The organism is Streptomyces sp. NPDC043738 (assembly GCF_056436545.1).
Map to the genome: position 1 here is coordinate 29,613 of NZ_JBWKCJ010000028.1, position 22,463 is coordinate 52,075.

23 protein-coding genes and 1 pseudogene are annotated in these 22,463 nt (G+C 73.1%); 11 read left to right on the plus strand and 13 right to left on the minus strand.

The window, feature by feature from the left end:
• Window positions 1–197: 197 nt before the first annotated feature.
• A complete protein-coding gene (locus tag AC0680_RS29505; RefSeq protein WP_384488271.1) occupies window positions 198–473 on the minus strand; it encodes a GlsB/YeaQ/YmgE family stress response membrane protein in 276 nt (91 codons plus the stop codon).
• A 228-nt stretch (window positions 474–701) separates the two neighbouring features.
• Here AC0680_RS29505 and AC0680_RS29510 point away from each other — a divergent pair, with 228 nt between their 5' ends.
• Both AC0680_RS29510 and AC0680_RS29515 read left to right on the plus strand, forming a co-directional pair.
• The gene (locus tag AC0680_RS29510; protein ID WP_478634645.1) at window positions 702–1,076 is read left to right on the plus strand and encodes a DUF3099 domain-containing protein; all 375 of its coding nucleotides are present in this window, start codon (window positions 702–704) and stop codon (window positions 1,074–1,076) included.
• A gap of 222 nt (window positions 1,077–1,298) precedes the next feature.
• Complete coding sequence (locus AC0680_RS29515) at window positions 1,299–1,553, plus strand: hypothetical protein (RefSeq protein ID WP_478634647.1); 255 nt, start codon at window positions 1,299–1,301, stop codon at window positions 1,551–1,553.
• A 31-nt stretch (window positions 1,554–1,584) separates the two neighbouring features.
• Here the strand turns inward: AC0680_RS29515 and moaA are convergent, their stop codons facing one another.
• From moaA to AC0680_RS29530, 3 genes are all read right to left on the minus strand, one after another.
• Window positions 1,585–2,574 (minus strand): GTP 3',8-cyclase MoaA, encoded by a 990-nt coding sequence (gene moaA, locus AC0680_RS29520; RefSeq protein ID WP_478634650.1) that lies wholly within the window; start codon window positions 2,572–2,574, stop codon window positions 1,585–1,587.
• Between the two features lie 277 nt (window positions 2,575–2,851).
• Entirely contained in the window at window positions 2,852–4,489 is a 1,638-nt protein-coding gene (locus tag AC0680_RS29525) for a solute symporter family protein (RefSeq protein ID WP_478634654.1), read from the minus strand.
• Window positions 4,486–4,830, minus strand: coding sequence for a DUF485 domain-containing protein (locus AC0680_RS29530; protein ID WP_478634657.1), 345 nt, complete (start codon window positions 4,828–4,830; stop codon window positions 4,486–4,488). Before AC0680_RS29530 ends, AC0680_RS29525 begins: the two co-directional genes overlap by 4 nt.
• Before the next feature lie 223 nt (window positions 4,831–5,053).
• Here AC0680_RS29530 and AC0680_RS29535 point away from each other — a divergent pair, with 223 nt between their 5' ends.
• Window positions 5,054–5,251 (plus strand): hypothetical protein, encoded by a 198-nt coding sequence (locus AC0680_RS29535; protein WP_478634660.1) that lies wholly within the window; start codon window positions 5,054–5,056, stop codon window positions 5,249–5,251.
• 194 nt (window positions 5,252–5,445) lie between these two features.
• Window positions 5,446–6,957, plus strand: a complete 1,512-nt coding sequence (locus AC0680_RS29540) for a S8 family serine peptidase (RefSeq protein WP_478634663.1) — start codon at window positions 5,446–5,448, stop codon at window positions 6,955–6,957.
• Window positions 6,958–7,021: 64 nt separating this feature from the next.
• Here AC0680_RS29540 and AC0680_RS29545 read toward each other — a convergent pair whose 3' ends face one another.
• The 3 genes from AC0680_RS29545 to AC0680_RS29555 are packed head-to-tail and all read right to left on the minus strand — an operon-like array spanning window position 7,022 to window position 10,243.
• Window positions 7,022–8,620: a TIGR03086 family metal-binding protein gene (locus AC0680_RS29545; protein WP_478634666.1), complete on the minus strand. Its 1,599-nt coding sequence runs from the start codon at window positions 8,618–8,620 to the stop codon at window positions 7,022–7,024.
• Between the two features lie 22 nt (window positions 8,621–8,642).
• Entirely contained in the window at window positions 8,643–9,353 is a 711-nt protein-coding gene (locus AC0680_RS29550) for a lysoplasmalogenase (RefSeq protein WP_478634669.1), read from the minus strand.
• Complete coding sequence (locus tag AC0680_RS29555; RefSeq protein WP_478634672.1) at window positions 9,350–10,243, minus strand: sterol desaturase family protein; 894 nt, start codon at window positions 10,241–10,243, stop codon at window positions 9,350–9,352. The genes AC0680_RS29550 and AC0680_RS29555 overlap by 4 nt, the downstream gene beginning before the upstream one ends.
• Window positions 10,244–10,394: 151 nt before the next feature.
• On the opposite strand from AC0680_RS29555, the gene AC0680_RS29560 reads away from it, so the two are divergent.
• The gene (locus AC0680_RS29560; RefSeq protein WP_478634675.1) at window positions 10,395–11,117 is read left to right on the plus strand and encodes a Type 1 glutamine amidotransferase-like domain-containing protein; all 723 of its coding nucleotides are present in this window, start codon (window positions 10,395–10,397) and stop codon (window positions 11,115–11,117) included.
• Between the two features lie 33 nt (window positions 11,118–11,150).
• Here the strand turns inward: AC0680_RS29560 and AC0680_RS29565 are convergent, their stop codons facing one another.
• Genes AC0680_RS29565 through AC0680_RS29580 form a run of 4 tightly spaced genes read right to left on the minus strand, consistent with a single transcriptional unit; the run spans window position 11,151 to window position 15,368 of the window.
• On the minus strand, window positions 11,151–12,386 hold the full coding sequence (locus AC0680_RS29565) for an amidohydrolase family protein (protein WP_478634678.1): 1,236 nt from the start codon (window positions 12,384–12,386) through the stop codon (window positions 11,151–11,153).
• On the minus strand, window positions 12,383–13,666 hold the full coding sequence (locus AC0680_RS29570; protein WP_478634681.1) for an amidohydrolase family protein: 1,284 nt from the start codon (window positions 13,664–13,666) through the stop codon (window positions 12,383–12,385). The genes AC0680_RS29565 and AC0680_RS29570 overlap by 4 nt, the downstream gene beginning before the upstream one ends.
• Window positions 13,667–13,684: 18 nt before the next feature.
• Entirely contained in the window at window positions 13,685–14,569 is an 885-nt protein-coding gene (locus tag AC0680_RS29575) for an SDR family NAD(P)-dependent oxidoreductase (RefSeq protein WP_478634684.1), read from the minus strand.
• Window position 14,570: 1 nt separating this feature from the next.
• Window positions 14,571–15,368 (minus strand): acetoacetate decarboxylase family protein, encoded by a 798-nt coding sequence (locus tag AC0680_RS29580; RefSeq protein WP_478634686.1) that lies wholly within the window; start codon window positions 15,366–15,368, stop codon window positions 14,571–14,573.
• Window positions 15,369–15,550: 182 nt separating this feature from the next.
• Between AC0680_RS29580 and AC0680_RS29585 the strand changes: the two genes are divergently transcribed.
• The 6 genes from AC0680_RS29585 to AC0680_RS29610 all read left to right on the plus strand — a co-directional run bounded on the left by AC0680_RS29585 (window position 15,551) and on the right by AC0680_RS29610 (window position 21,300).
• Window positions 15,551–16,213, plus strand: coding sequence for a TetR/AcrR family transcriptional regulator (locus tag AC0680_RS29585; RefSeq protein WP_478634689.1), 663 nt, complete (start codon window positions 15,551–15,553; stop codon window positions 16,211–16,213).
• 171 nt (window positions 16,214–16,384) lie between these two features.
• Entirely contained in the window at window positions 16,385–17,428 is a 1,044-nt protein-coding gene (locus AC0680_RS29590; protein ID WP_478634692.1) for a DEDDh family exonuclease, read from the plus strand.
• 63 nt (window positions 17,429–17,491) lie between these two features.
• Window positions 17,492–17,725, plus strand: coding sequence for a hypothetical protein (locus AC0680_RS29595; protein ID WP_077192103.1), 234 nt, complete (start codon window positions 17,492–17,494; stop codon window positions 17,723–17,725).
• 81 nt (window positions 17,726–17,806) lie between these two features.
• Complete coding sequence (locus AC0680_RS29600) at window positions 17,807–18,649, plus strand: SURF1 family cytochrome oxidase biogenesis protein (protein WP_478634695.1); 843 nt, start codon at window positions 17,807–17,809, stop codon at window positions 18,647–18,649.
• A 106-nt stretch (window positions 18,650–18,755) separates the two neighbouring features.
• Complete coding sequence (locus AC0680_RS29605) at window positions 18,756–20,540, plus strand: glycoside hydrolase family 15 protein (RefSeq protein ID WP_478634698.1); 1,785 nt, start codon at window positions 18,756–18,758, stop codon at window positions 20,538–20,540.
• Window positions 20,541–20,544: 4 nt separating this feature from the next.
• The gene (locus AC0680_RS29610) at window positions 20,545–21,300 is read left to right on the plus strand and encodes an SDR family oxidoreductase (protein WP_478634701.1); all 756 of its coding nucleotides are present in this window, start codon (window positions 20,545–20,547) and stop codon (window positions 21,298–21,300) included.
• Between the two features lie 22 nt (window positions 21,301–21,322).
• On the opposite strand, the gene amaP is transcribed toward AC0680_RS29610, so the two are convergent.
• A complete protein-coding gene (amaP, locus tag AC0680_RS29615; protein WP_478634829.1) occupies window positions 21,323–21,928 on the minus strand; it encodes an alkaline shock response membrane anchor protein AmaP in 606 nt (201 codons plus the stop codon).
• Between the two features lie 5 nt (window positions 21,929–21,933).
• Window positions 21,934–22,359, minus strand: a pseudogene (locus AC0680_RS29620) (DUF6286 domain-containing protein); the annotation flags it as partial.
• Between the last annotated feature and the right edge of the window lie 104 nt (window positions 22,360–22,463).

A 22,463-nucleotide genomic window follows, 5' to 3' on the forward strand; every position in this document is an offset into this window, starting at 1 on the left:
GTTTGGCTTACCCCCCCACCCCCCCCCCACCACCCCCCCCCCCCCCCCCCCCCCCCCCCCCCCCCCGCCGACCCCCCCCCCCCCCCCCCCCCCCCCCCCCCCCCCCCCCGCCTCCGTTTTTCCTGCCCCGGGCCGGCAGGGCCTCGGACGCCTCCTCCAGGCCGCTGGGCCGCTAGGGCCCGTCCGATGGGGCAGGCCTAGGCCGTCGTCTTGCGGCCGCGCATGGCGACCCAGAGGCGGTCGCCGATGCCGACGATGACGACCGCGCCGATCAGTTGCAGCAGATGCCGGGTCCAGTCGATGCCGCTGGTCTCATTGACGCCGATGCCGGTGGCCAGCCAGTTGCCGAGGACGCTGCCCAGCATGCCGAAGATCACGGTCAGCCAGAGCGGGATCTTCTGCTTGCCCGGGATGATGGCCTTCGCGATCAGGCCCAGCACCAGGCCCACGATGATGGCCCACAACCACGTCATGTCGCTGTCGCCTCCTCTTACGGCGCGGTGCGCGTGAGGGTCGCCCCGCCAGTGTCACTCCGCATCGGCTACGCCGCACGCCGGAGCCGGTTGTCCTCTATTTGTCCTGGCGGACCCGGCCGAACGGAGGCAGGCCCCGGTCTCGAAGGCGGCGCAGGTGCGGCGTACCGTGGAAACCGACCGGAGACCGGGGAGAATCCGGCATGACCTAGCAGGTGGTGGAACGTGATGCGGAAGCAGAGCAGCGCCCAGACCTTCCGGATCACAGGGGCACGCCAGGGGCTGTCCGAGGACGTGCGTGGGCGGCAGCGGCGGTATGTGATCTCGATGGCGGTGCGGACGGTGGCCGTGCTGCTGACCGTCGTGCTGTGGAACGTCGAGCGACCGGTTGCCATCGCGACGCTGGTGCTGGGCATGGCGCTGCCGTACATCGCCGTGGTGATCGCCAACGCGGGCCGGGAGAACGCCCCTTCGCTGCCGAAAACCTTCGTCGCGGGGCCGACCAGGCCGATGCTGACGCCGGGACCCTCCGCCGCGCCGGCGGAACCCGAACCGGAGCGACCGGCGCCGGGCACATCCACACCCCGCCCTGACGCCCACTGATCAGCATTCGGTCTGCAAAGCTCAAGAAAAGCTCAGATCAATCGTGGAGTTCCGGTGCACCGCGCACCATTCCCCGTGACATACTGCGTAACGCGCTCCGCATCCCCCGTCGGAGCGACGGACCGACGCCGGGCGGCTCCCCCCGTGGCTGCCCGGCGTCGTCATGTCCGCTCCCGGTCACGGCCTCCAGGGCCCCGGGCCGCAGGACGTAGGGTTGAGGCCGTGAACTCCCCTGATCTTCCCGACTCCACCGCGGGCGGCGACACCGCCGTCATCTGCTCCGCCAAGGGCTGCCGGGCCGCCGCCGTCTGGGTGCTGGCCTGGAACAACCCGAAGCTGCACACGCCGGACCGCCGTAAGACCTGGCTGGCCTGCGAGGAGCACCGGGAGCATCTGTCGCAGTTCCTCGGCGTGCGCGGCTTCCTCAAGGACGTGGTGACGCTTCAGGAGTGGGAGGCGTCCGCCGCCGGGCAGTGATGCCGGACGGCGGGGAGCGGTACCGGGCGGGTCAGCCGCCGATCGAGGACATCGGGCGCTCGGGCTGCAGGAAGGACGGGTCGTCCAGGCCGGAGCCCGCCTTCTTGCCCCACATCGCACGCTTCCATATGCGCGCGATCTCGTCGTCGGGTGCCCCGGAGCGCAGCGCCGTCCGCAGATCCGTCTCCTCGGTGGCGAACAGGCAGGTACGGACCTGGCCGTCGGCCGTCAGCCGGGTGCGGTCGCAGGCGCGGCAGAACGGGCGGGTGACGGAGGCGATCACGCCGACGCGGTGCGGTCCGCCGTCGACCTGCCAGCGCTCGGCGGGCGCGGAGCCGCGCTCGTCCTGGCCCTCGGGGGTCAGCTCGAAGCGGGTGCGCAGCGAGGCGAGGATGTCACCGGCGGTGATCATGCCGTCGCGCTTCCAGCCGTGCTGGGCGTCGAGCGGCATCTGCTCGATGAAGCGGAGCTCGTAGTCGTGGGCGATCGCCCAGGCGAGCAGGTCGGGGGCCTCGTCGTCGTTGAGGCCCGGCATCAGGACGGCGTTGACCTTGACCGGGGTCAGACCGGCGGCGCGGGCCGCCTCCAGTCCGCGGAGCACATCGTCGTGCCGCTTGCGGCGGGTCATGGTCTGGAAGACGTCGGGGCGCAGGGTGTCGAGGGAGACGTTGACGCGGTCGAGGCCGGCGTCGCGCAGTGCCGCGGCCGTGCGCTGCAGGCCTATGCCGTTGGTGGTCAGCGACATCCGGGGGCGCGGGGTGAGGGCGGCGACCCGCTCGACGATGCCGACCAGGCCGGGGCGGAGCAGCGGCTCACCGCCCGTGAAGCGGACCTCTTCGATGCCCAGGTCGCGCACCGCGACGGCGATCAGCCGGACGATCTCGTCGTCGGTGAGCAGATCGGGCTTGGCGAGCCACTGCAGGCCCTCTTCGGGCATGCAGTACGTGCACCGCAGATTGCAGCGGTCGGTGAGCGAAACGCGCAGGTCGGTGGCCACACGACCGTAGGTGTCGATGAGCACAGGGCCCCTCCCCGGGACTGACGGCTCGGGACGCCTGTTGACGTCCTGGTTCGCCTTGGTACATCTCCCGTGTGGATCAGTACGTCTTCGAGCCTACGCGATGGGTGTGACAGCGAGCAGAGATGAGAAGCACGACGTGGGGGGGGGGGGGGGGGGGGGGGGGGGGGGGGGGGACACCCCCCCCCCCCCCCCCCCCCCCCCCCCCCCCCCCCCCCCCCCCCCCCCCCCCCCCCCCCACGTCCTGTACGGACGACTCAGTGCGCCCGCCGTGCGACGGCTAGTGCGCCCCGGTCCCGGTCAGCGAACGGACCTCCAGCTCGGCGTACTTCTTGACGTCCGGCTCCTCCTTGGACAGCAGCGAGCCCAGCCAGCCGAGCAGGAAGCCCAGCGGGATGGAGATCAGGCCCGGGTTCTCCAGCGGGAAGAAGCCGAAGTCCGCGCCGGGGAACATGGAGGTCTCCTTGCCGGAGACGACCGGAGAGAAGAGCACCAGGACGACGGAGGAGGTCAGGCCTCCGTAGATCGACCAGAGCGCGCCCTGGGTGGTGAACCGCTTCCAGAACAGGCTGTAGAGGATCGTCGGGAGGTTGGCGGAGGCGGCGACGGCGAAGGCGAGCGCCACCAGGCCGGCGACGTTCAGCCCGCGGGCGAAGACGCCCAGCACGATGGCGACCGCGCCGATGCCGACGGTGGCCCAGCGGGCCGCGCCGACCTCCTCCTTCTCGGTGGCCTTGCCCTTGCGGATGACGTTGACGTACAGGTCGTGCGCGAAGGACGAGGACGAGGCGAGGGTCAGGCCGGCGACCACCGCGAGGATCGTGGCGAAGGCCACCGCGGAGATCACGGCGAGCAGGATGGCGCCGCCGGTGGAGCCGGCGCCGCCGCCGATCGCCTCCGCCAGGAGCGGCGCCGCGGTGTTGCCCGCCTTGTTGGAGGCGGTGATCGTCTCGGGCTTGATGAGGGCCGCGGCGCCGAAGCCCAGCGCGATGGTCATCAGGTAGAACACGCCGATGATGCCGATCGCCCAGTTCACGGACTTGCGGGCGGCCTTGGCGGTGGGGACGGTGTAGAAGCGGATCAGGATGTGCGGCAGGCCCGCGGTGCCCAGGACGAGCGCGATGCCCAGCGAGATGAAGTCGATCTTCGAGGTGGCGGTGGCGCCGTACTTGAGGCCGGGCTCCAGGAAAGCGGAGCCCTTGCCGCTGTTCTCCGCGGCGGCGCCGAGCAGCGCGGAGAGGTTGAAGTGGAACTTGAGCGCCACCAGGAACGTGATCAGCAGGGTGCCGGCGATCAGCAGGACCGCCTTGACCATCTGCACCCAGGTGGTGCCCTTCATGCCGCCGATGCTGACGTAGAGGATCATCACGATGCCGACGAGGACGACGACCAGGATCTTGCCGGCCTCGCTGGTGATGCCCAGCAGCAGGGTGACCAGGGCGCCGGCGCCCGCCATCTGGGCGAGCAGGTAGAAGATCGAGACGATGATGGTGGAGGTGCCCGCGGCCGTGCGGACCGGGCGCTGGCGCATCCGGTAGGCGAGGACGTCGCCCATGGTGAACCGGCCGGAGTTGCGCAGCGGTTCGGCGACCAGCAGCAGCGCGACGAGCCAGGCGACGAGGAATCCGATGGAGTACAGGAAGCCGTCGTAGCCGAAGAGGGCGATGGCGCCGGCGATGCCGAGGAAGGAGGCGGCGGACATGTAGTCGCCGGAGATGGCCAGGCCGTTCTGGAAGCCGCTGAACTGCCGGCCGCCGGCGTAGAAGTCCTCCGCGCCCTTGGTCTGCCGGCCGGCCCAGACGGTGATGCCGAGGGTGGCGGCGACGAAGACCGCGAAGAGGGTGATGATCAGGGCGCGGTGCTCACCCGCGCCGCCGGCCGCGAGCTGGAGCGCGAGCGGCTGCTGAGCGGGGGTCATGCGTCGCCCTCCAGACGGGACTTGATGGCCTCGGCCTTGGGGTCGAGCTTGGTGGCGGCGTGCCGGGAGTACCACCAGGCGATGAGGAAGGTGGTCACGAACTGGGCGACGCCGAGGACGAAGGCGACGTTGACGTTGCCGAGGACCTTGGTGGCCATGAAGCCGCCGGCGTAGCTCGACAGCAGTACGTACCCGAGGTACCAGGCAATGAAGGCGACGGTCAGCGGGAAGGCGAACGAGCGGTGTGCGCTGCGGAGTTCGTCGAATTCCGCGCTCGACTGCACCTGGATGTAGTCGGGCGGCTCATGCGTCCCCGGATCGGTGATGGGTGCGGCGCTCACGGAATCTCCTGACGCGAGGGGGCGGCTGGTGCGGGGCTGGCGCGCCGGGTCGGCACGGGGGACGGCCCGGTCGGCGTAAAGCCCGCGTAAGTGATGTTGATCACGCATGGTAGGGCCGCACCACCCGTTCCGACAGAGGGGCGTTGGTTGAATCCCCGAGGAAAAATCGGGGGAATGGCCGCGGCGACCGCCACCGCGCGCGGGGCGATTCGTTGAGCCGGATGTGAACCCGCCGCCCCAGCAGGCCCCGCAACCACCCGCTCCCCGCCGGCGCCCGTACGGCAGCGTCCGGCTGCCGGTGCCGCTCACCGTCACCCCGTCGCGGCCCCGCCCGGAGACCGCCCCGGCCGCGCGCCGCTGGTACGGCCCGCGGATCCCGCTGCCCCTGCTGAGCATCGCCACGCTGCGCCGCGGCGACTGACGGGGCGCCACGGCCGGGCCCCGGCGGCCGAGCGCGAACCGGGGCTGATGGGACATCAATTCACCACTCCTGACAGGTTTTCTCCCCGTTCCATTGCTGCGCGTCATTGATCGCCGATAACTTCACGTCTCACTGCATCCGCCCGTGCGCAAACCCGCGTACGGGCGGTCTCACGGATGATGTGGAGAACCCCCATGGCACATCCCCGATCCAGACGCATGCGGGCGCTGGCCGTACCGCTCGGGCTGGCTCTGACGGCGTCCCTCGGCTTCCTCCCGAACGCGGCCACCGCCGCGCCCCAGGACTCCGTCCCGGCCGCCGCGCATGCCGACGGCCCGCTGCTGTCGTACGTCGTGAACACCACGCCCGGTCATGCCACCGTCGGCAAGGTGGAGAAGGCGATAGCCAAGGCCGGCGGGAAGGTGATCGTCGCCCATGAGCAGATAGGCGTGATCGTCGTCCACTCGGCGAACCCGCAGTTCGCCGCCACCATACGGACGGTGCCGGGCGTGCAGACCGCCGGCGCCAGCCGCACCGCGCCCCTGAAGGCCTCGGGCACCACTGACGTCGGCAAGCCGCAGAAGATCGATCTGCCGAAGTCGCAGCTCAAGGCGGCCGGCAGCGCGGCGAAGGCGAACGGTCAGGAGCCGCTGGAGCCGCTGCAGTGGGACCTGCCCGCCATCAAGGCCGACAAGGCCGCGCAGGTGAACCCCGGCAGCAGGGACGTCACCGTCGCCGTCATCGACACCGGCGTGGACGACACCCACCCGGACCTGAAGGCCAACTTCTCCGCGAAGCAGTCCGCCAACTGCGTCGGCGGCGTGGCCGACACGTCCAAGGGCGCCTGGCGCCCCTGGGACCCCAGCAGCGACTACCACGGCACCCATGTGGCGGGCACGATCGCCGCGGCCCGCAACGGCACCGGTGTGGCCGGCGTCGCCCCGGGCGTGAAGGTCTCCGCGATCAAGGTCAGCGAGCCGGAGACGAGCCTGTTCTACGCCGAGAGCGTGGTGTGCGCCTTCGTCTTCGCGGCCGACCACGGTGTCGAGGTCACCAACAACAGCTACTACGTCGACCCGTGGATGTTCAACTGCAAGGATGACGCCGACCAGGCCGCCATCGTTGACGCGGTCGGCCGTGCGGCGAGCTACGCCCAGCGCAAGGGGGCGATCAACATCGCCGCCGCGGGCAACTCCGACCTCGATCTGGGAGCCGCCAAGCTCCCCGACGCCAGCAGCCCGAACGACTCCACCCCCGTAGAGCGCACCATCAACCCGAAGACCTGCTGGGACGTGCCCACCCAGCTTCCGGGCACGGTGACGGTCGCGGCGACCGGTGTGCACAAGCTCAAGTCCGGCTACTCCAACTACGGGCTCGGCCAGATCGATGTGGCCGCACCGGGCGGCGACTCCAAGCAGGTTCCCGAGCTGCCCGCCAAGAACGGCAACATCCTCTCCACCATGCCGGGCGGCGACTGGGCCTACCTGGCCGGCACCTCCATGGCGTCGCCGCACGTCTCGGGCGTCGCGGCGCTGCTCAAGAGCGCCCACCCCAAGTCCAGCCCGCAGGAGCTGCAGTGGCTCCTCAAGCAGCAGGCGGACAACCCCGGCTGCCCCACGGGGGACGCGACCTGCACCGGCACCAAGCACGTCAACAGCCACTTCGGCTACGGCATCGTCGATGCCCTGGACGCGGTGAAGAAGTAACCGTGCGCCCTGCCCGGCACACCGCCCGAGACGGTGTGCCGGGCGCCCCGGGTGGGCCGTCGCGTCAGCGGAGCCCGGCCGGGAGCCCCTCGCGGCCGAGGAAGGCCGCGAGCCGGTCGGTGGCGGACGCCCCGGGCCCGGCGGGGCGCTCGGGCGCGAACGATCCGCCCTCGGTGCGCGGCGCGGCCCCGTAGATCCGGTGCGCCGCCGCCAGGGTCTCCTCGGCGACCTCCGGCGCGAGACCGGTCGGGGCGCCCAGCGCCCTGGCCAAGTCCCAGCCGTGGGCGAGGAGTTCCACCACGACCTGCTGGACGATCATCGCGCCGGGTGCGTCGTGGGGCCCGTAGCGGCGCTGCAGCATCCCGCTGCCGGTGAACGCGGCGAGGGCGGCGCGCGCGGAGTCGGCGAAGGCGGCGACATGGTCGTCGCCGAGGTGGTCGGCGGCGTGGTCGGTGCGCGGGGCGCCCTCGGCGATCGAGGCGGCCATCAGGTTCTCCCACACCATGTGGTCCAGCAGTCGGGCCACGCTCCAGTGCGCGCAGGGCGTCGGCAGCGTGAGGTCCGCCGGCCGTACGGCGGCCACCAGGGCACCGACGTCGCGGGTCACCAGTTCGTAGGCGTAGAGCACCCGTTGCGGGTCGGTCTCCGCGAACGCCGAGCGGTCGACCTCCAGCGGCCGGAGGTGGGCGCGCAGGGCCGCGGCCGTCCAGGTGCCCGCGGTGCCCCACTCGGGCGGGGCGGGCCGGCCGGTGACCGCGCACAGCAGCTGCCAGTAGCGCTCGACGGCCGGCTCGGCCGCGGTCCGCAGCTGCTCCAGCAGCCGGGCGCGGGCGGCCGGGCCGTCCTCGGTGGGCGCCTCGGCGGTGCCGGCCTGGGTGGGGATCCAGGCGGCGACCAGCTCGGCGACGACGGGCCCGGCGGCCGGGGAGTCGGGGGCCAGGCCGGCCGCGACGGCCTCCTCGGCGCGCGCACGCATCAGCTCGGCGACACGCACGGCGGCCGCTTCGGCTTCCGCGCCGCCGCCTTCCGGCGCGGTGCGCGCGCTGTACTCGGCCAGCCGGCGCAGTGCGGCCGGCAGCTCCGGCTCGCGGACCAGGGCGGCCAGTTCGACCCAGGCGCCGAGCTGGTCGGGGGTGGGCGCGTCGGGCAGATCGGGTACGGCGGCCAGCAGACCGCTGCGGTAGGCGGAGTCGGGCACGCCGTCGAGGGCGTCGGTCAGGAAGTCGGCGATGATCCGGCGGCGTTCACCGGCCGACAGGCGGGCCAGTTCGGTCATATGGGGCAGTTCCTCTGCTGCGCTGTCCCGCTCGGCCACCGTTCGCAGCACGGCGCTCTGCAGCCGGAGGGCGCGGATCTGCGCGTCCAGCGCGTCCGCCCACTGGGCCGCCGTCTCGGCGAGCGTGCGCTCGCGCCGCAGTACGGACCGGATCGCCGCCGTCCCGATGCCCAGTTCGCGCAGGCTGCGCACGATCTCCAGGCGGGCCGGGGCGTCGCTGCCGTACAGCCGGTAGCCCGCGGGGGTGCGGGCGGCGGGCGGCAGCAGGCCCTGGTCGGACCAGTTCCGGATGGTCTTGACCGGGACGCCGGTCAGGCGCGCCAGCGCGCCGATGGTCAGTGGGCCTGCGCCGTCCTCGTACATGCCGTCCACTGTCGGGTCTCCCACGGGGGGAGACTCAAGTCGCCGGCTACGCGACGCCGGCCGCCGGGACGTCTCCCGTGTGCGGGGACCGGGGTCGCGGCGCCGTGGTGGCGGCGGACCGCAGTACGCCGGCGGTCAGCGCGCACTGGGCGGCGGTGTAGGTGACCATGATCCAGAACTGGGGGGCGGGCAGCTGCGGCCAGTGGGCGATACCGCTCGCGATCAAGGTGTCGGAGAGCAGGAAGAGCAGTCCGCCGGCCGCGGCCCAGGGGCCCGCGCGCAGCGCCCCGAAGGCCATCGCGGTGAGCAGCAGGCTGTAACCGGCGACCGGGATCCGCAGCTCGGCCGGGAGGCCGGGCCACAGCAGGGCCACGGTCCCGACCAGGGCGGCGGCGTACGCGGCGGTGAGCGCGGCCGTGCGCCCCCGCCTCCCGGGGCCGGGCCCCGCTCCGTGGCGGGCGAACAGCAGCAGGTAGCACAGGTGCCCGGCGGCGAACGAGCCCATCCCCACCAGGAACAGCACGTCCCCGCCGATCTGCAGGAAGGTGTCGCCGCCGCAGCCGAACAGCAGCGCGCCGGCCAGCAGCGCGGGGCCGCCGCGCGCCAGCACGTATCCGGCGAGCACCGGCATCAGCGCGGGCTTGGTGAGGTGCTCGACGGTGGCGGCTCCCGCGAGCAGCGCCCCGAGATGCACGACGGCCAGCGCGGCGAACGTCACGGACAGCGGCCGCAGGCCGCCCGGCCAGCGCGGCGTCACGTCACGGGCTCCTCGGCCGGGGCGGGCGCCGTGCGGTCGGCCGGCGCGGCCGCCTGACGAGCGGCCGGCTGCCAGCCCGGTCCGCGGAAGACCCGTCCGGCGCGCTCGCTCCAGCTGCCCGCGGCCCGTACGTCGCGGGCGATGGCGGCGTACTCGTGGGTGGCCACCCGCAGCGGGTTGTAGGTCTTGATGTTCTTGGTGAGGCCGTAGACGGGCCGCTCGGTCTCCGGAACGAACGAGCCGAACATCCGGTCCCAGATGATCAGGATCCCGCCGAAGTTGCGGTCCAGGTAGCCGCCCTGCGAGGCGTGGTGGACGCGGTGGTGGGAGGGCGTGTTGAGGACGAACTCGAAGGGGCGCGGCAGCTTGCCGACCCGCTCGGTGTGCACCCAGAACTGGTAGACCAGGTTGGCGCCGGAGGTGAAGGCGATCGCGGCCGGGTGCACGCCGAGGGCGACCATCGGGACGTAGAACGGCCAGACGGTCCAGGTCGTCCAGGGCTGTCGCAGGGCGGTGGTGAGGTTGAACTTCTCGCTGGAGTGGTGCACCACATGGCAGGCCCACAGGATGCGGATGACGTGGTGGCCGCGGTGCGACCAGTAGTAGAAGAAGTCCTGGGCGAGCAGCATCAGCAGCAGCGTCCACCACAGCACCGGCACGCGCAGCGGGGTGAGTTCGTAGACCGCGGCGTAGATCGCCACGATGGGTATCTTCCACAGCGCGTCGAAGACGAGGCTGCCCAGCCCCATGCCGACGCTGGTGGCCGCGTCCTTGGCTTCGTAGCCGGCCGCGTCCTCGTCGGGATGCAGGCGGTAGCTCACCATCTCGACCACGGTGAGCAGGACAAAGGCGGGTACGGACCACAACACGACATCGGGCAGGTGCGGCATGCACCGCACCATAAGGGCGGTGACAGGGGTGCCGCTAGGGGTTGTTACTCAGAAGTATGTGAGACGTGATGTCAGCTGTCCGGCACGGCGTACCGCCGGTAGCTTTCCGTCCTGCCGCAGGCGCGGCCACGACGACGGAAGGTGAGGCCCGATGACCACCGCACCCACCATCGCCCTGCTCGGCGGCGGCTTCTCCGACGATCCCGACACGCTCCTGGACGACTACGTACTGGCCGCCACCGGGCGGGCGCGGCCCCGGGTGTGCTTCGTGCCCACCGCGAGCGGCGACGCGCCGGGGTACATCGAGAAGTTCCACGCCGCGTTCGACGCACGCGACTGCGAGGCGAGCCATCTGGAGCTGTTCCGGCGCACCGTGTCCGATCTGCGGGCCTTCGTCCTCGCGCAGGACGTCGTCTACGTCGGGGGCGGCAACACCGCCAACATGCTCGCCGTCTGGCGGCTGCACGGCCTGGACACGGTGCTGCGCGAGGCGTACCGGGCCGGAGTGCTGCTGTGCGGCATCAGCGCGGGCGCGTGCTGCTGGTTCCAGAGCGCGCTGTCGGACTCCTTCGGCCCGCCGGCGCCGCTCGCCGACGGGCTGGGACTGCTGCCCGGCAGCCTGTGCCCGCACTACGACAGCGAGCCCGGGCGCCGCCCCGGCTACCTGACGGCCGTCAACGACCGCGCGCTTCCCGGAGGGTGGGCGGTCGACGACGGCGCCGCCGGACTGTTCACCGGCGGCCGCCTCACGGAGGTCGTCACCCGTACGTCCGGGGCCACCCTGCACCGGGTGCGTGTGGACGGGAACGGTTCGGTGGAGGAACTCCCGGAGACCGCCCGGGTTCTCGGCCCCGCGACGGCCGCGTCCACCTGAACCCGCCGCGGCGCTGCCCGGCCGGCCCGGGTCTCACCACACCCGCACCGAGCCGCCCGGGGCGAACGCCGGGCTGGTGGCGTTGGGGGGGATCTCTTCCAGGGGCACCGAGAGTTCGCCGTGCGTGGGGCCGACTCGGGCGGCTATCGGGGCGAGGCGGGTGAGGTCGAAGCCGTAGACCCGGGCGGCGTTGGTGCCGAGCATCTGGGCGATCTCCTCGGGTGGCAGTCCCGCGTAGGCGAGGCGGAGGGCCTCGCGGGAGTGCGGGTGGGTGCCCTCGTCGTGGGGGTAGTCGCTGCCCCACATGATCTTGTCGAGGCCGATGCGGTGGCGCAGCGGGACCTCGTGGGGGCGCATGAAGCTGGCACCCACGTAGCAGCGCTCGCGCCAGACGCTGCCCGGCGAGGCCCCCATGCTCGCGGCCAGGCCGGCGCCGAACTTGGACTCGGCGGTGGCGGCCCGGGACGCGGCGGCCACCAGCCGGCCGTGGTAGTAGTCCAGCATGCCCAGGACGCCGGGGATCCAGCCGGAGCCCTGCTCGGTGAGGACCAGGCGCAGGCCCGGATGGCGGCGGAAGGCGCCGCCGAAGATCAGGTGCCACAGGGCGCGGTGCGAGAACCAGGTCGTCTCGACCATGAAGACGGCGCGGGCGGCGGGTTCGTCGCCGAGCGGCGGGGAGGCCGAGCCGCCGTGGTGGTTGACGGGGACCTCCAGCTCGGCGCAGACGGCCCACAGGGGGTCGTACACCTCGCAGTGGAGTTCGGGCAGGCCGGAGCCGGGTGGCGTGCCGGGGAGCAGGATGCCGCCGGTGAGGCCGGCCTCCTTGGTGCGGCGGACCTCCCGTACGGCCTCGTCGACGTCGTTGAGGAGGATCTGGGCGACGCCGGCCCGGCGCCCCGGGGCGTCGGCGCAGAAGTCGGCGAGCCAGCGGTTGTGGGCGCGCAGGCCCGCCCAGCGCCGCTCGTACTCCGCACGGGTGGGCACCGGGGCCATCAGCGAGGCGCTGGGGAAGAACGGCGGGATGGTGTTGGGGAAGACGACCTCGGCGACGATGCCGTCGGCCTCCAACTCCGCCAGCCGCAGGGCGGAGTTCCAGTTGCGGTCGGCGGTGTCGGCGAGCAGGTCCTCGTAGGGGTTCACGTAGCCGGCCGCCCACGCGTCGAAGGCGTCGTGGTGCTTCGCCTCCAAGTACGGCCTGTAGTCGAGGAGATCGGCGCCCGCGTGGCAGTCCGCCGAGATCACCGTGTAGCGGTCCTCGGAGGTGCTCACGGGGTCACCCCCAGGGTCGGGAAGTCGTGGCCGGTGAGCCAGTGCCGGCCCGCCTCGCGGGAGCGGGCCCAGGAGGCCTCCACGGCGCTCTGGTCGGCGTCCTGGCCGAGGTCGGCCGGGGTCGGGCCGATGCGGGCCGCGAGCGGGGCCAGGCGCTCGGTGTCGAATCCGAAGACCTCGGCGGCGGCCAGGCCCAGCATCCGCCGGGTCTCGGCGACCGGGATGTCGTGGAAGGTGTCGCGCAGCCAGCCGCGGGTGTCGGGCCAGGTCCCTTCCGGATGCGGGAAGTCGCTGCCCCACAGGATGTTGTCGACGCCGATCTCGTAGCGCTGGGCGAGTTCGCGGCGTTTGGTGTTGGTGGCGCAGACGAAGACCTGCCGGTCCAGGTACTGGTGCGGAGGGCGCTTCAGCTCGGCGAACGGGGACAGCTTCTTGCCGCCGTGCGCGCCCGAGTAGAGCCGGTCCATGAACCAGAGCAGGTTCGGCAGCCACCAGCAGCCCGACTCCGCGACCCCGAACCTGAGCCCGGGGTGGCGCTCGAAGACACCGGACCACAGCAGGAACCACAGGGGGCGGGCCGGCCACCAGGTCACCTCGCTCACATAGATGCCGAGGTGGTCGCCGTACTCGTGGCGGGGCGCCGCGCCCGAGTGCGTCACGACCGGCATCCCGCATTCGGCGGCCGCCGCCCAGACGGGGTCGTAGCGCCGCGCGTGGTACGGGTCGTTGTCGACCCACATGGAGGGGATCATCAGGGCGCCGAGCCCCGACTCCTTGGCCCGGTGCACCTCGGCGACGACCTTCGCCGGGTCGGCGGTGATGGGCAGCAGGGCGACGCCGCAGTGCCGCTCGGGGTGGCGGGAGACGAAGTCGGCGAACCAGCGGTTGTGCGCCTGGGCGCCGGCCATGCCGAGTTCGGGGTCCTGGTCGCCGGAGAGGCCGAGTCCCACCCCGAAGGGCGCGGCGGTGCGGCTGTCGACGGCGTCCGCGTCGGGGAAGACGACCTCGGCGGCCACCCCGTCGCCGTCGAGCTCCTTGAGGCGCTGCGCGCTGTCCCAGCCACCGCGCAGGCCCTCCTCGTTGTCCTCGAACCACTTGGCGGCGAACGCGTCGTTGCGGATGCCCAGGCGGGTCGCCTCCGCACGGCGGGCGTCCCGCTCGCCGAGGAACTCGTCGAAGGCGCGGTGGAAACGGCGCTCCAGATAGGGCCGGTACTCCTCGGTGGGCAGTCCGGCATGGCAGTCGGAGGAGATGATCAGGTACGGGTCCTGGTTGCTCATGCTTACGTCCCTCGGTCCTCAGTCGAGAATGAAGCTCTCCAGATACGCCGGGTTCGCCCGGTCCAGCATCGACCGCGACCGGGCCCGGATCTGCCGGTCGCTGTGCTCGCTGTCGGGCAGCAGCCAGAAGCGGTCCGCCGCGATGCCGTCGGCGACCAGGTCCGCGACCTGCTCGACCGGTGTGAACTCGACCTCGTGCCCGGCCTGCCTCATCGCGGCCTCCCACTGGCCGAGGCTGCGGTAGGGGGTCTTGCGGGGCCGCTGCTTGGCGTACCGGTCGGGGCGGTTGCGGTGCGACTCCCACAGCCCGGTCCGCAGCATGTGCGGACCGGGGAAGAGCACCGAGGCACCCACCCGTGCCCGCTCGGCCCTCAGATGCGCGTACAGGGACTCCGTCATCGTCACGACGGCGGCCTTGGTGACCGCGTACACGGAGGCGGTGGGCAGCGGGGCGATGCCGCCGTCCGCCGACGAGGTGTTGACGACATGGCCCGGCTCCCCGCCCGCGATCATGCGGGGGACGAACGCCTGGACGCCGTGGAAGACGCCCCACACGTTGACCGCGAACGCCCACTTCCAGTCGTTGGGTTCGTGCTGCCACATGCGGCCCTCGGCGCCGGAGCCGACGCCCGCGTTGTTGCACAGCACATGGCAGGCGCCGAACGTGGCGTAGGTGTCCTCGGCCAGCGCCATGACCTGGTCGCGCTCCCCGACGTCGACCACGCGCGCGTGGACGGTCGCCCCGTCCGCCCGCAGCCCGTCGGCCGCGCTCTCGAGGGCGCCCCGCTCGACGTCGGCGAGCACCACCTTCAGGCCGTCGGCCGCGAACCGCCGCGCCATGGCGAGCCCGACGCCGCTCGCCGCGCCGGTGACGACGGCGACCTGCCCCGGTCGCAGCTCCATGTCAGGCGCTCCCCTCGGGCGGGCCGTCGAGGATCTGCCGCGGGTCGTCGTAGCGCTGATGGATGTACGGGAGCAGGGCCCGGGCGTCGACCCGCTCGACGACCCTGCCCTTCTGGTCCGTGGTCTTCTCGCCGAGGGTGATCTCCACCAGGGTGCGCACGGGGAGGTCGGCGACCGGGTCGTACATCGACTCCCGCAGGACGACGTCTCCCGTGATCCGCTCCAGCTTCCTGACCTTCTCGTCGCGCAGGCAGTGCACGAGGGCCGGGTCCGCGTCGAAGCCCGAACCGTCCACCGCCGGAAGGAACTTGAAGTAGAAGTCCGTCTTCTGCGACGGCTCCGGGAGGGGCAGGCTGCCGCTGACCGCGCCGCGCACCTCGACGAAGGCGATGCCGTGCCGGGCCAGCGCGGCGCGTACGGTCGGCCCGTCGCGCTCCACCGTCACCTCGCCCAGCTTCTTGGGCTCGCCGAAGACCTCCCGGCCGCCGATCAGCGCCCGCTCGTGGGTCATCGGCATGACCAGCGGATACCAGCCCTCGACGCCGTGGTGCGCGGCCGCGACGGCGACCGAGCCCGCGCCCAGGGGGTAGCCGGGCAGGTCCACCGTGCTGATGGCGGCCCGGACCAGCGGGCGGCCGGTGGGCTTCAGCGGCGGCGGCAGGACGGCCGCGACCGCGTCCGGGTCGCTCTCCCAGACGGCGACCACGCCGGTGGACCAGATGTCGGGGAGCTCGGCGGCGGCGGTGCGCGCCGCGGCGATCTCCGCCTCGGTGCGCGCTCCGTAGCGTATGCGTGCCATGTCGTACCGCCCTTCGTCGTGGGTGACTTGCGGGGGTTGACGTGCGGGGTCGTACGGCCGGGCGAGGTGCGGGCGCCGTGGCCGGCGCCGGGCTCGGCGCCCTCCTGTAACACTGTTACATCGTGCCGGCCGAAGGGTAAAGAGCCTTGCGGGAAAGGGAGTTGAAAGGGTAGGTGGGGGGCATGACACGTACCGCGCTGACCAGCGAAGAGGTTCTGGCCACGGCCGCCCGGCTGGTCCGGGCGCACGGCCCCGCCGCGCTGACCATGCGCCGGCTCGCCACGGAGCTGGGCACCGCCGTCACCTCCATCTACTGGCACGTCGGCAACCGCGAGTCCCTGCTGGACGCGCTCGTCGAACGCACCGTCCGGGAGATGGGCGAGATCCACCCCATCGGGCGGACCCCGCACGCGCGCATCGTCTCGGTCGCCCGCGGCCTGCGCACGGCGCTGCGCGAGCGGCCGCAGCTGATCGCGATGGTGCACGAACGCGGCCTGACGGAGCGGATGTTCCTGCCCGCGCAGCAGGCACTGGTCGGCGAGATGCGCACCGCGGGGCTGCGCGGACGGGCCGCCGCCGAGGCGGTGCGCGCCGTCCAGTTCCAGGTCGTCGGCTTCGTGCTGGTCGAGCGCGCCCGGGAGCGGTCACCCGAGCAGCATCCCAGCGAGGGCGAGCTGTGGGACTCCCCCGCCGCCGGGCACGATCCGGCGCTGGCCCGCGCGCTGGCCGCGCCGGCCGACACGGAGCGGCTGTTCGAGGTCGCGCTGGAGGCGGTGGTGGCCTCGCTGCTCGCGGCCGCGGAGCCCGGGGCGCGGCCGCGGCGGCCCGCCGGTCCCGCGTCCTGACGCTCCGCCCGGTCCCGCGAAAGGCCCCCGTTGCCGACCGCGGGCGGGCGAGGACGGTGCCCCGCGCCCGGCCCGGGGCCGGCCGGTCGGGCCGTCAACAACCATGCCGCGGGCCCTCGTGGCCGACGGCGGTTCGGTGGCTGTCAGTGGCGGCCCGTATCCTCAGGGACCATGCTCGAAGACCCCATGGCAGCAGCCGGCCCGATCGCGCCGAAGATCGGGCAGCAGCCGGGCCCGCAGACGCCGCCGGCTCCCTGGCCGTCCGGGTATCCCCAGGGATACGCGGTGGTCGACGTGGAGACCACGGGGCTGGCCCGCGACGACCGGATCATCTCCGCGGCCGTGTACCAACTCGACGCGCAGGGCGAGGTCCAGGACCACTGGTACACCCTGGTCAATCCGCAGCGTGATCCGGGTCCGGTGTGGATCCACGGCCTGACGAGCGCCGTGCTCGACGACGCGCCGCTGTTCCCGGAGATCGTGCCGCAGCTGTCCGAGCGCCTCCAGGACCGGGTGCTGGTCGCGCACAACGCCATGTTCGACTGGTCGATGATCGCCCGTGAGTACGCCCGCGCCGCGGCCACCGCCCCGGTGCGCCAGCGGCTGTGCACGATCGCGCTCTCCAAGGAGCTGCGGCTGCCGCTGCCCAACCACAAGCTGGAGTCGCTCGCCGCGCATTACGGCGTCGTGCAGCAGCGCGCCCACCACGCGCTGGACGACGCCCGGGTGCTGGCCGAGGCGTTCCGCCCCAGTCTGCGGCGGGCCGCGCGGGAGAATCTGCGGCTGCCGCTGCTGAGCTGCCAGCCGCTGACGGAGTGGTCGGACGCCCCCGCGCCCCGGCAGCGCCCCGCCTCCTCGTCGTACCGCCCGACGTCCTGGCGGCCGTCCCGTAAGCGCCCGGCCTGCCCGTACCCCAATCCGGGGCGCTACGAGGCCGGCGGCCCGCTCGTCCAGGGGATGCGGGTCGCCTTCTCGGGCGACACCTCGGTGGACCGCGAGCTGCTGGAGGACCGGGCGATCGAGGCCGGGCTGCATGTCGCGACGAGCGTGTCCCGGCTGACCAGCCTGCTGGTGACCAACGATCCGGACGCCCAGACCTCCAAGACCTCCAAGGCCGCCGCGTACGGCACGGTCGTGATCGACGAGGCGGCCTTCATGCAGCTGCTGCAGGACGTGCGGCCGGCCGGCCGCGCGGCACCGCCTGCTTCCGGGTGAAGCCGGTCCAACACACCCGCCGGCGCCTCGCCCCGCGCGGGGCCCGCCCGCACCCTGTGGCGCATGGCACGTTGTGAGGTCTGCGGAAACGACTACGGGATGACGTTCGAGGTGCACGCGCAGGGCGCGGTGCACGTCTTCGACTGCTTCTCCTGCGCCATCCACCGCATGGCGCCGATCTGTGAGCACTGCCGGGTCCAGATCATCGGCCAGGGCGTCGAGGCCGACGGCAAGTGGTACTGCGGCGCCCACTGCGCCCGCTCGGACGGGAGGGTGGGGATCGTCGACCGGGTCTGAACGGCGGGCCGCACCTCCCCCGGCGGCCGCCGGGGGGACCCCGGGCTCGGCGGCCGCGGTGCCCCAGGTACCGTCGAAGCCGTGTACCGCTTCCTGTTGTCCCGGCAGTGGGTGATCCTCACCCTCGTGGGTCTCGTGCTGATCCCCGTCATGATCAAGCTGGGCTACTGGCAGCTGCACCGCCATGAGCACAAGGTGGCGCAGAACCAGCTCATCGCCGCCAGCCTGGCCGCCGATCCGGTCCCGGTCACCGACCTGACCGCTCCCGGCCGGGACCTGCCGCGGCGCGAGATGTGGCGCACGGTCACCGCCACCGGCAGCTACGACACCGCCCACGAGGTCGTGGTCCGCCAGCGCACCGCCGCCGACGAGCAGAGCATCGGCTACTACGTCCTGACCCCGCTGGTCCTCGGCGACGGCGAGGCCGTCCTGGTCAACCGCGGCTGGATCTCCGCGGGCAACGACCTCACCAAGTTCCCGGACGTCCCGGCCGCCCCCAAGGGCAAGGTCACCGTGACCGGCCGGATGATGGCCGACGAGACCACCGAGGCCAGCGGCATCAAGGACACCAAGGGCCTGCCCGCCCGCCAGGTCATGCTGATCAACAGCAAGGAGCAGGCGAAGCGGACCGGCCGGCCGATGCTCGGCGGCTACATCGAGCAGACCGGTCCCAAGCAGCCGGGCGGCCCGGAGCTGGTGCCCGAGCCGGACCACGACTCCATCGGCCCGCACATGGCGTACGCGATCCAGTGGTGGCTGTTCGCGGCCGCGGTACCGGTCGGCTGGGTGATCCTCGTACGCCGCGAGCGCCGCGACCGCGCGGCGGCCGCGGCGAAGAAGGCCGGCGGGGCCGAGGAAGCCCGCGACAGCGGTCAGGCCCCGGAAGCCGGGACGGCCCGGGAGTCGGCGGACGCCACGGCGTAGGGCCGGTCCGACGGCCGGGGCCCCGGGCCTGTCCGACGGGGCGGGACCTAGCCCGGACAGCCGTCACCGCCGAGTAGCGCACCCGCCGGGTGGGAAGAGCCGCAAAGTGCCCCCACGCATCGAGGACTACGCGCTCATCGGCGATCTGCAGACCGCCGCACTCGTCGGCCGGGACGGCTCGATCGACTGGCTGTGCCTGCCCCGCTTCGACTCCGGCGCCTGCTTCGCCGCCCTCCTCGGCGGCAAGGACAACGGCCACTGGCGGCTGTCACCGCAGTCCCCCGAGGCCCGCGCCGAGCGTTCCTACCGCGGCGACTCGCTGATCCTCGACACCGTCTGGCACACCCCCGAGGGCCGGGTCCGGGTCACCGACTTCATGCCGCAGCGCGACCGCGCACCCGATGTCGTACGGATCGTCGAGGGCCTCGACGGCCGCGTCGAGATGCGCGGGGTGCTGCGGCTGCGGTTCGACTACGGGCGGGTGGTGCCCTGGGTGCGCGCCGCTCAGGGCTGCCGGGTCGCGATCGCCGGGCCGGACTCCGTATGGCTGCGCACCCCCTCCCAAGGCAGTACCTACGGCAAGGACTTCAGCACCCGCTCGGACTTCACCGTCGCCGAGGGCGAGCGCACCGCGTTCGTGCTGACCTGGCACCCCTCGCACGAGCCCCGGCCGACCCAGATCGAACCGTTCGAGGCGCTCCAGGACACCCTGGAGGACTGGCACGCCTGGTCCGCGCGCTGCCGCTACAGCGGCCCGCACCGCGCGGCCGTGATCCGCTCGCTGATCACCCTCAAGGCCCTGACCTACGCGCCCACCGGCGGCATCGTCGCGGCCCCCACCACCTCGCTGCCCGAGGAACTGGGCGGCGTCCGCAACTGGGACTACCGCTACTGCTGGCTGCGCGACGCCAGCCTCACCCTGAACTCGCTGCTCCAGGCCGGGTATCTGGACGAGGCCGGCGCCTGGCGGGACTGGCTGCTGCGGGCGGTGGCCGGCGCCCCCGACGATCTGCAGATCATGTACGGGCTGGCCGGTGAGCGTCGGCTGCCGGAGTCCGAACTGCCGTGGCTGACCGGGTACGCGGGCTCAGCGCCCGTACGCATCGGCAACGCCGCCGTGCAGCAGCGCCAACTCGATGTCTACGGCGAGGTGATCGACTCCTTCCACGTCGCACGCACGGCCGGGCTGCCGGCGGAGCCGCACGCCTGGAGCATCCAGCGGGCGCTGGTGGACTACCTGGAGTCCACCTGGCGCGACCCCGACGAGGGGCTGTGGGAGATCCGCGGACCGCGCCGGCACTTCGTGCACTCCAAGGTCATGGCCTGGGTGGCGGCCGACCGTGCGGTGCGGGCGATGGAGGCCGCTCCCCGTCTGGGCGGGGACCTCGACCGCTGGCGGGCGATGCGCGACGACGTCCACCGGGAGGTGTGCGAGCAGGGCTACGACGCCGAGCGCGGCGCCTTCACCCAGTACTACGGCTCCGCGGAACTGGACGCCGCGACCCTGCTGATCCCCCGCGTCGGCTTCCTGCCGGGGACCGACCCGAGGGTGACCGGCACCATCGACGCGGTGCGCCGGGAGCTGTCGCAGGACGGGCTGCTGCGCCGCTACAGCACCGAGGGCGGGTTGGTCGACGGGCTGCCGGGCGGTGAGGGCGCGTTCCTGGCCTGCTCGTTCTGGCTCGTCGACGCGCTGGCGCTGAGCGGCCGGCGGGCGGCGGCCGACGAGCTGTTCGCACGGCTGCTGGCGCTGCGCAACGACGTGGGGCTGCTCTCCGAGGAGTACGACCCGGTGGCGCGACGCCAGCTGGGCAACTTTCCGCAGGCTTTCAGCCATATCGGCCTGGTGGGGACCGCCTTCGGTCTGCTGGACGGGGCACCGGCACACTAGGGCCATGGATCTTGGACTCACCGACCGGACGTACATCGTCACCGGAGCGACCCGCGGTCTGGGCTTCGCCACCGCCCACGAGCTGACCGCCGACGGCGCCAACGTCGTGATCACCGGACGCACCGAGGAGAGCGCGGCGGCCGCGGCCGCGAAACTGGGCGAGCGGGCCCTGGGGGTGGCGGCCGACAACGCCGACCCCGACGCCCCGGCGCGCCTGGTGGCGGCGGCCCGCGAGCGCTTCGGCCGCCTGGACGGCGTGCTGATCAGCGTGGGCGGCCCGGCACCCGGCACCGCCGCCGACAACACCGACGACCAGTGGCAGTCGGCCTTCGAGACGGTCTTCCTCGGGGCGGTGCGGCTGGCCCGCACCGCCGCCGCCGAACTCGACGAGGGCGGGGTGATCGGCTTTGTGCTCTCCAGCTCGGTGCACGAACCGATCAGCGGCCTGACCATCTCCAACGGCCTGCGCCCCGGCCTCGCCGGCTTCGCCAAGTCGCTCGCCAACGAGCTGGGCCCGCGCGGCATCCGCGTCGTCGGTGTGCTCCCCGGCCGGATCGCCACCGACCGGATGACCCAGCTCGACGCGCTCTCCGGCGACCCCGAGGGCTCCCGCGCCCGCAACTCCGCCGCGATCCCGCTGGGCCGCTACGGCAAGCCCGAGGAGTTCGGCCGCGCCGCCGCCTTCCTGCTGTCGCCGGCGGCGTCGTACGTCACCGGCGTGATGGTGCCGGTGGACGGCGGTTCCCGGCGCAGCTTCTGAGCGGGCAGGCGCTGGGGCGTGCCTAACTGACCCGCTCCGCCCGGTGTTTGACGGCCTGCAGGCGGACCTTCGCCGGCAGCCGGTCGAGCCCGGCGGAGCGGCGGGCGTGGGCCACCGCCTCGTCCGACAGGCGCAGAACGACGGTCCCCGGGTCGGCGTGCGGTGCGAGGGCCAGCACGGCGCGGACCCGGGGCTCGCCACGGCGGCCGGTGAGCCGGACACCGGCCCGTTCGACGCCCTCCAGGGACTCCGTTTCGGCGACGAGTACGCCCTCCAGGGCCCTGCCGCGCAGCAGGGCGCCCTCGCCGTCGCCGCTGTCGACGAGGATCGCGTCCAGCCGGTGCCGGCGCAACTGGACCAGCAGCCACCACAGCGTCAGCACGACGACAACGGCCAGGGCGGCGATGACGACCGGCCACCACCAGCCCTGGTCCGTCCAGCGGGTGCGCTGGTACGCGGAGAGCAGCACGCCGTCGGGGCCGGGCCAGGGCCACCCGGCGGGCAGGTTCAGATGCCACTTCGCGGGCAGGTCGAGCCCGCCGAGCAGCACCAGCCCGCCGGCACCGAGCAGCAGCACGCCGGCCAGGCCGATCAGCACCCGGTTGGCCGTCCTGCGGACCTGGCGCATCGCGCTCACCTCTTCTTCGGGCGCCGGACGTGCACGGTCAGCGCGAGCCCGTGGGCCAGGCCCAGCTGCCGCAGGCCATCGCCGAGCGCGGTGTCGAGGTCGGCGCGGACCTCGTCCAGCGGGCGGAAGTGCGACACGGCGTGCGCCTTGGCCCTGCGGCGGCCGACGGTCATCCGTACGGACTGGACCCCGGCGACCTCCATGGCGCGGTCGCGCAGCACCAGTGCGGCGGCCGCCCGGTCCAGGCCGGCCCGGATGCCCGGGGCGGTGGGCCGCATCGGCAGCACCTGGCGCAGACCGGGGGTGACGGCCAGCACGATCAGCCAGATGCCGAGCACCACCGCCAGCGCGGCGGCGGCCAGGAGCCAGGGGTCGTCGAGGGGGACGGTGGCCATGTGGCGGGCGAGCCACCGGCGCCAGGTCATCGCGGGGGGGGGGGGGGGGGGGGGGGGGGGGGGGGGGGGGAGGGGGGGAGGGGGGGGGGGGGGGGGGGAGGAGAGAGCAGAGGGGGGAGGGACGAGGGGGGGGAGACAGC

Excerpts from the sequence above, each read along its gene's own strand:
- AC0680_RS29505 (WP_384488271.1), bottom strand. The coding sequence starts at position 473 with ATGACGTGGTTGTGGGCCATCATCGTGGGCCTGGTGCTGGGCCTGATC.
- AC0680_RS29510 (WP_478634645.1), top strand. The coding sequence starts at position 702 with ATGCGGAAGCAGAGCAGCGCCCAGACCTTCCGGATCACAGGGGCACGC.
- AC0680_RS29525 (WP_478634654.1), bottom strand. The coding sequence starts at position 4,489 with ATGACCCCCGCTCAGCAGCCGCTCGCGCTCCAGCTCGCGGCCGGCGGC.
- AC0680_RS29540 (WP_478634663.1), top strand. The coding sequence starts at position 5,446 with ATGGCACATCCCCGATCCAGACGCATGCGGGCGCTGGCCGTACCGCTC.
- AC0680_RS29555 (WP_478634672.1), bottom strand. The coding sequence starts at position 10,243 with ATGCCGCACCTGCCCGATGTCGTGTTGTGGTCCGTACCCGCCTTTGTC.
- AC0680_RS29560 (WP_478634675.1), top strand. The coding sequence starts at position 10,395 with ATGACCACCGCACCCACCATCGCCCTGCTCGGCGGCGGCTTCTCCGAC.
- AC0680_RS29570 (WP_478634681.1), bottom strand. The coding sequence starts at position 13,666 with ATGAGCAACCAGGACCCGTACCTGATCATCTCCTCCGACTGCCATGCC.
- AC0680_RS29575 (WP_478634684.1), bottom strand. The coding sequence starts at position 14,569 with ATGGAGCTGCGACCGGGGCAGGTCGCCGTCGTCACCGGCGCGGCGAGC.
- AC0680_RS29580 (WP_478634686.1), bottom strand. The coding sequence starts at position 15,368 with ATGGCACGCATACGCTACGGAGCGCGCACCGAGGCGGAGATCGCCGCG.
- AC0680_RS29585 (WP_478634689.1), top strand. The coding sequence starts at position 15,551 with ATGACACGTACCGCGCTGACCAGCGAAGAGGTTCTGGCCACGGCCGCC.
- AC0680_RS29590 (WP_478634692.1), top strand. The coding sequence starts at position 16,385 with ATGCTCGAAGACCCCATGGCAGCAGCCGGCCCGATCGCGCCGAAGATC.
- AC0680_RS29595 (WP_077192103.1), top strand. The coding sequence starts at position 17,492 with ATGGCACGTTGTGAGGTCTGCGGAAACGACTACGGGATGACGTTCGAG.
- AC0680_RS29610 (WP_478634701.1), top strand. The coding sequence starts at position 20,545 with ATGGATCTTGGACTCACCGACCGGACGTACATCGTCACCGGAGCGACC.
- amaP (WP_478634829.1), bottom strand. The coding sequence starts at position 21,928 with ATGCGCCAGGTCCGCAGGACGGCCAACCGGGTGCTGATCGGCCTGGCC.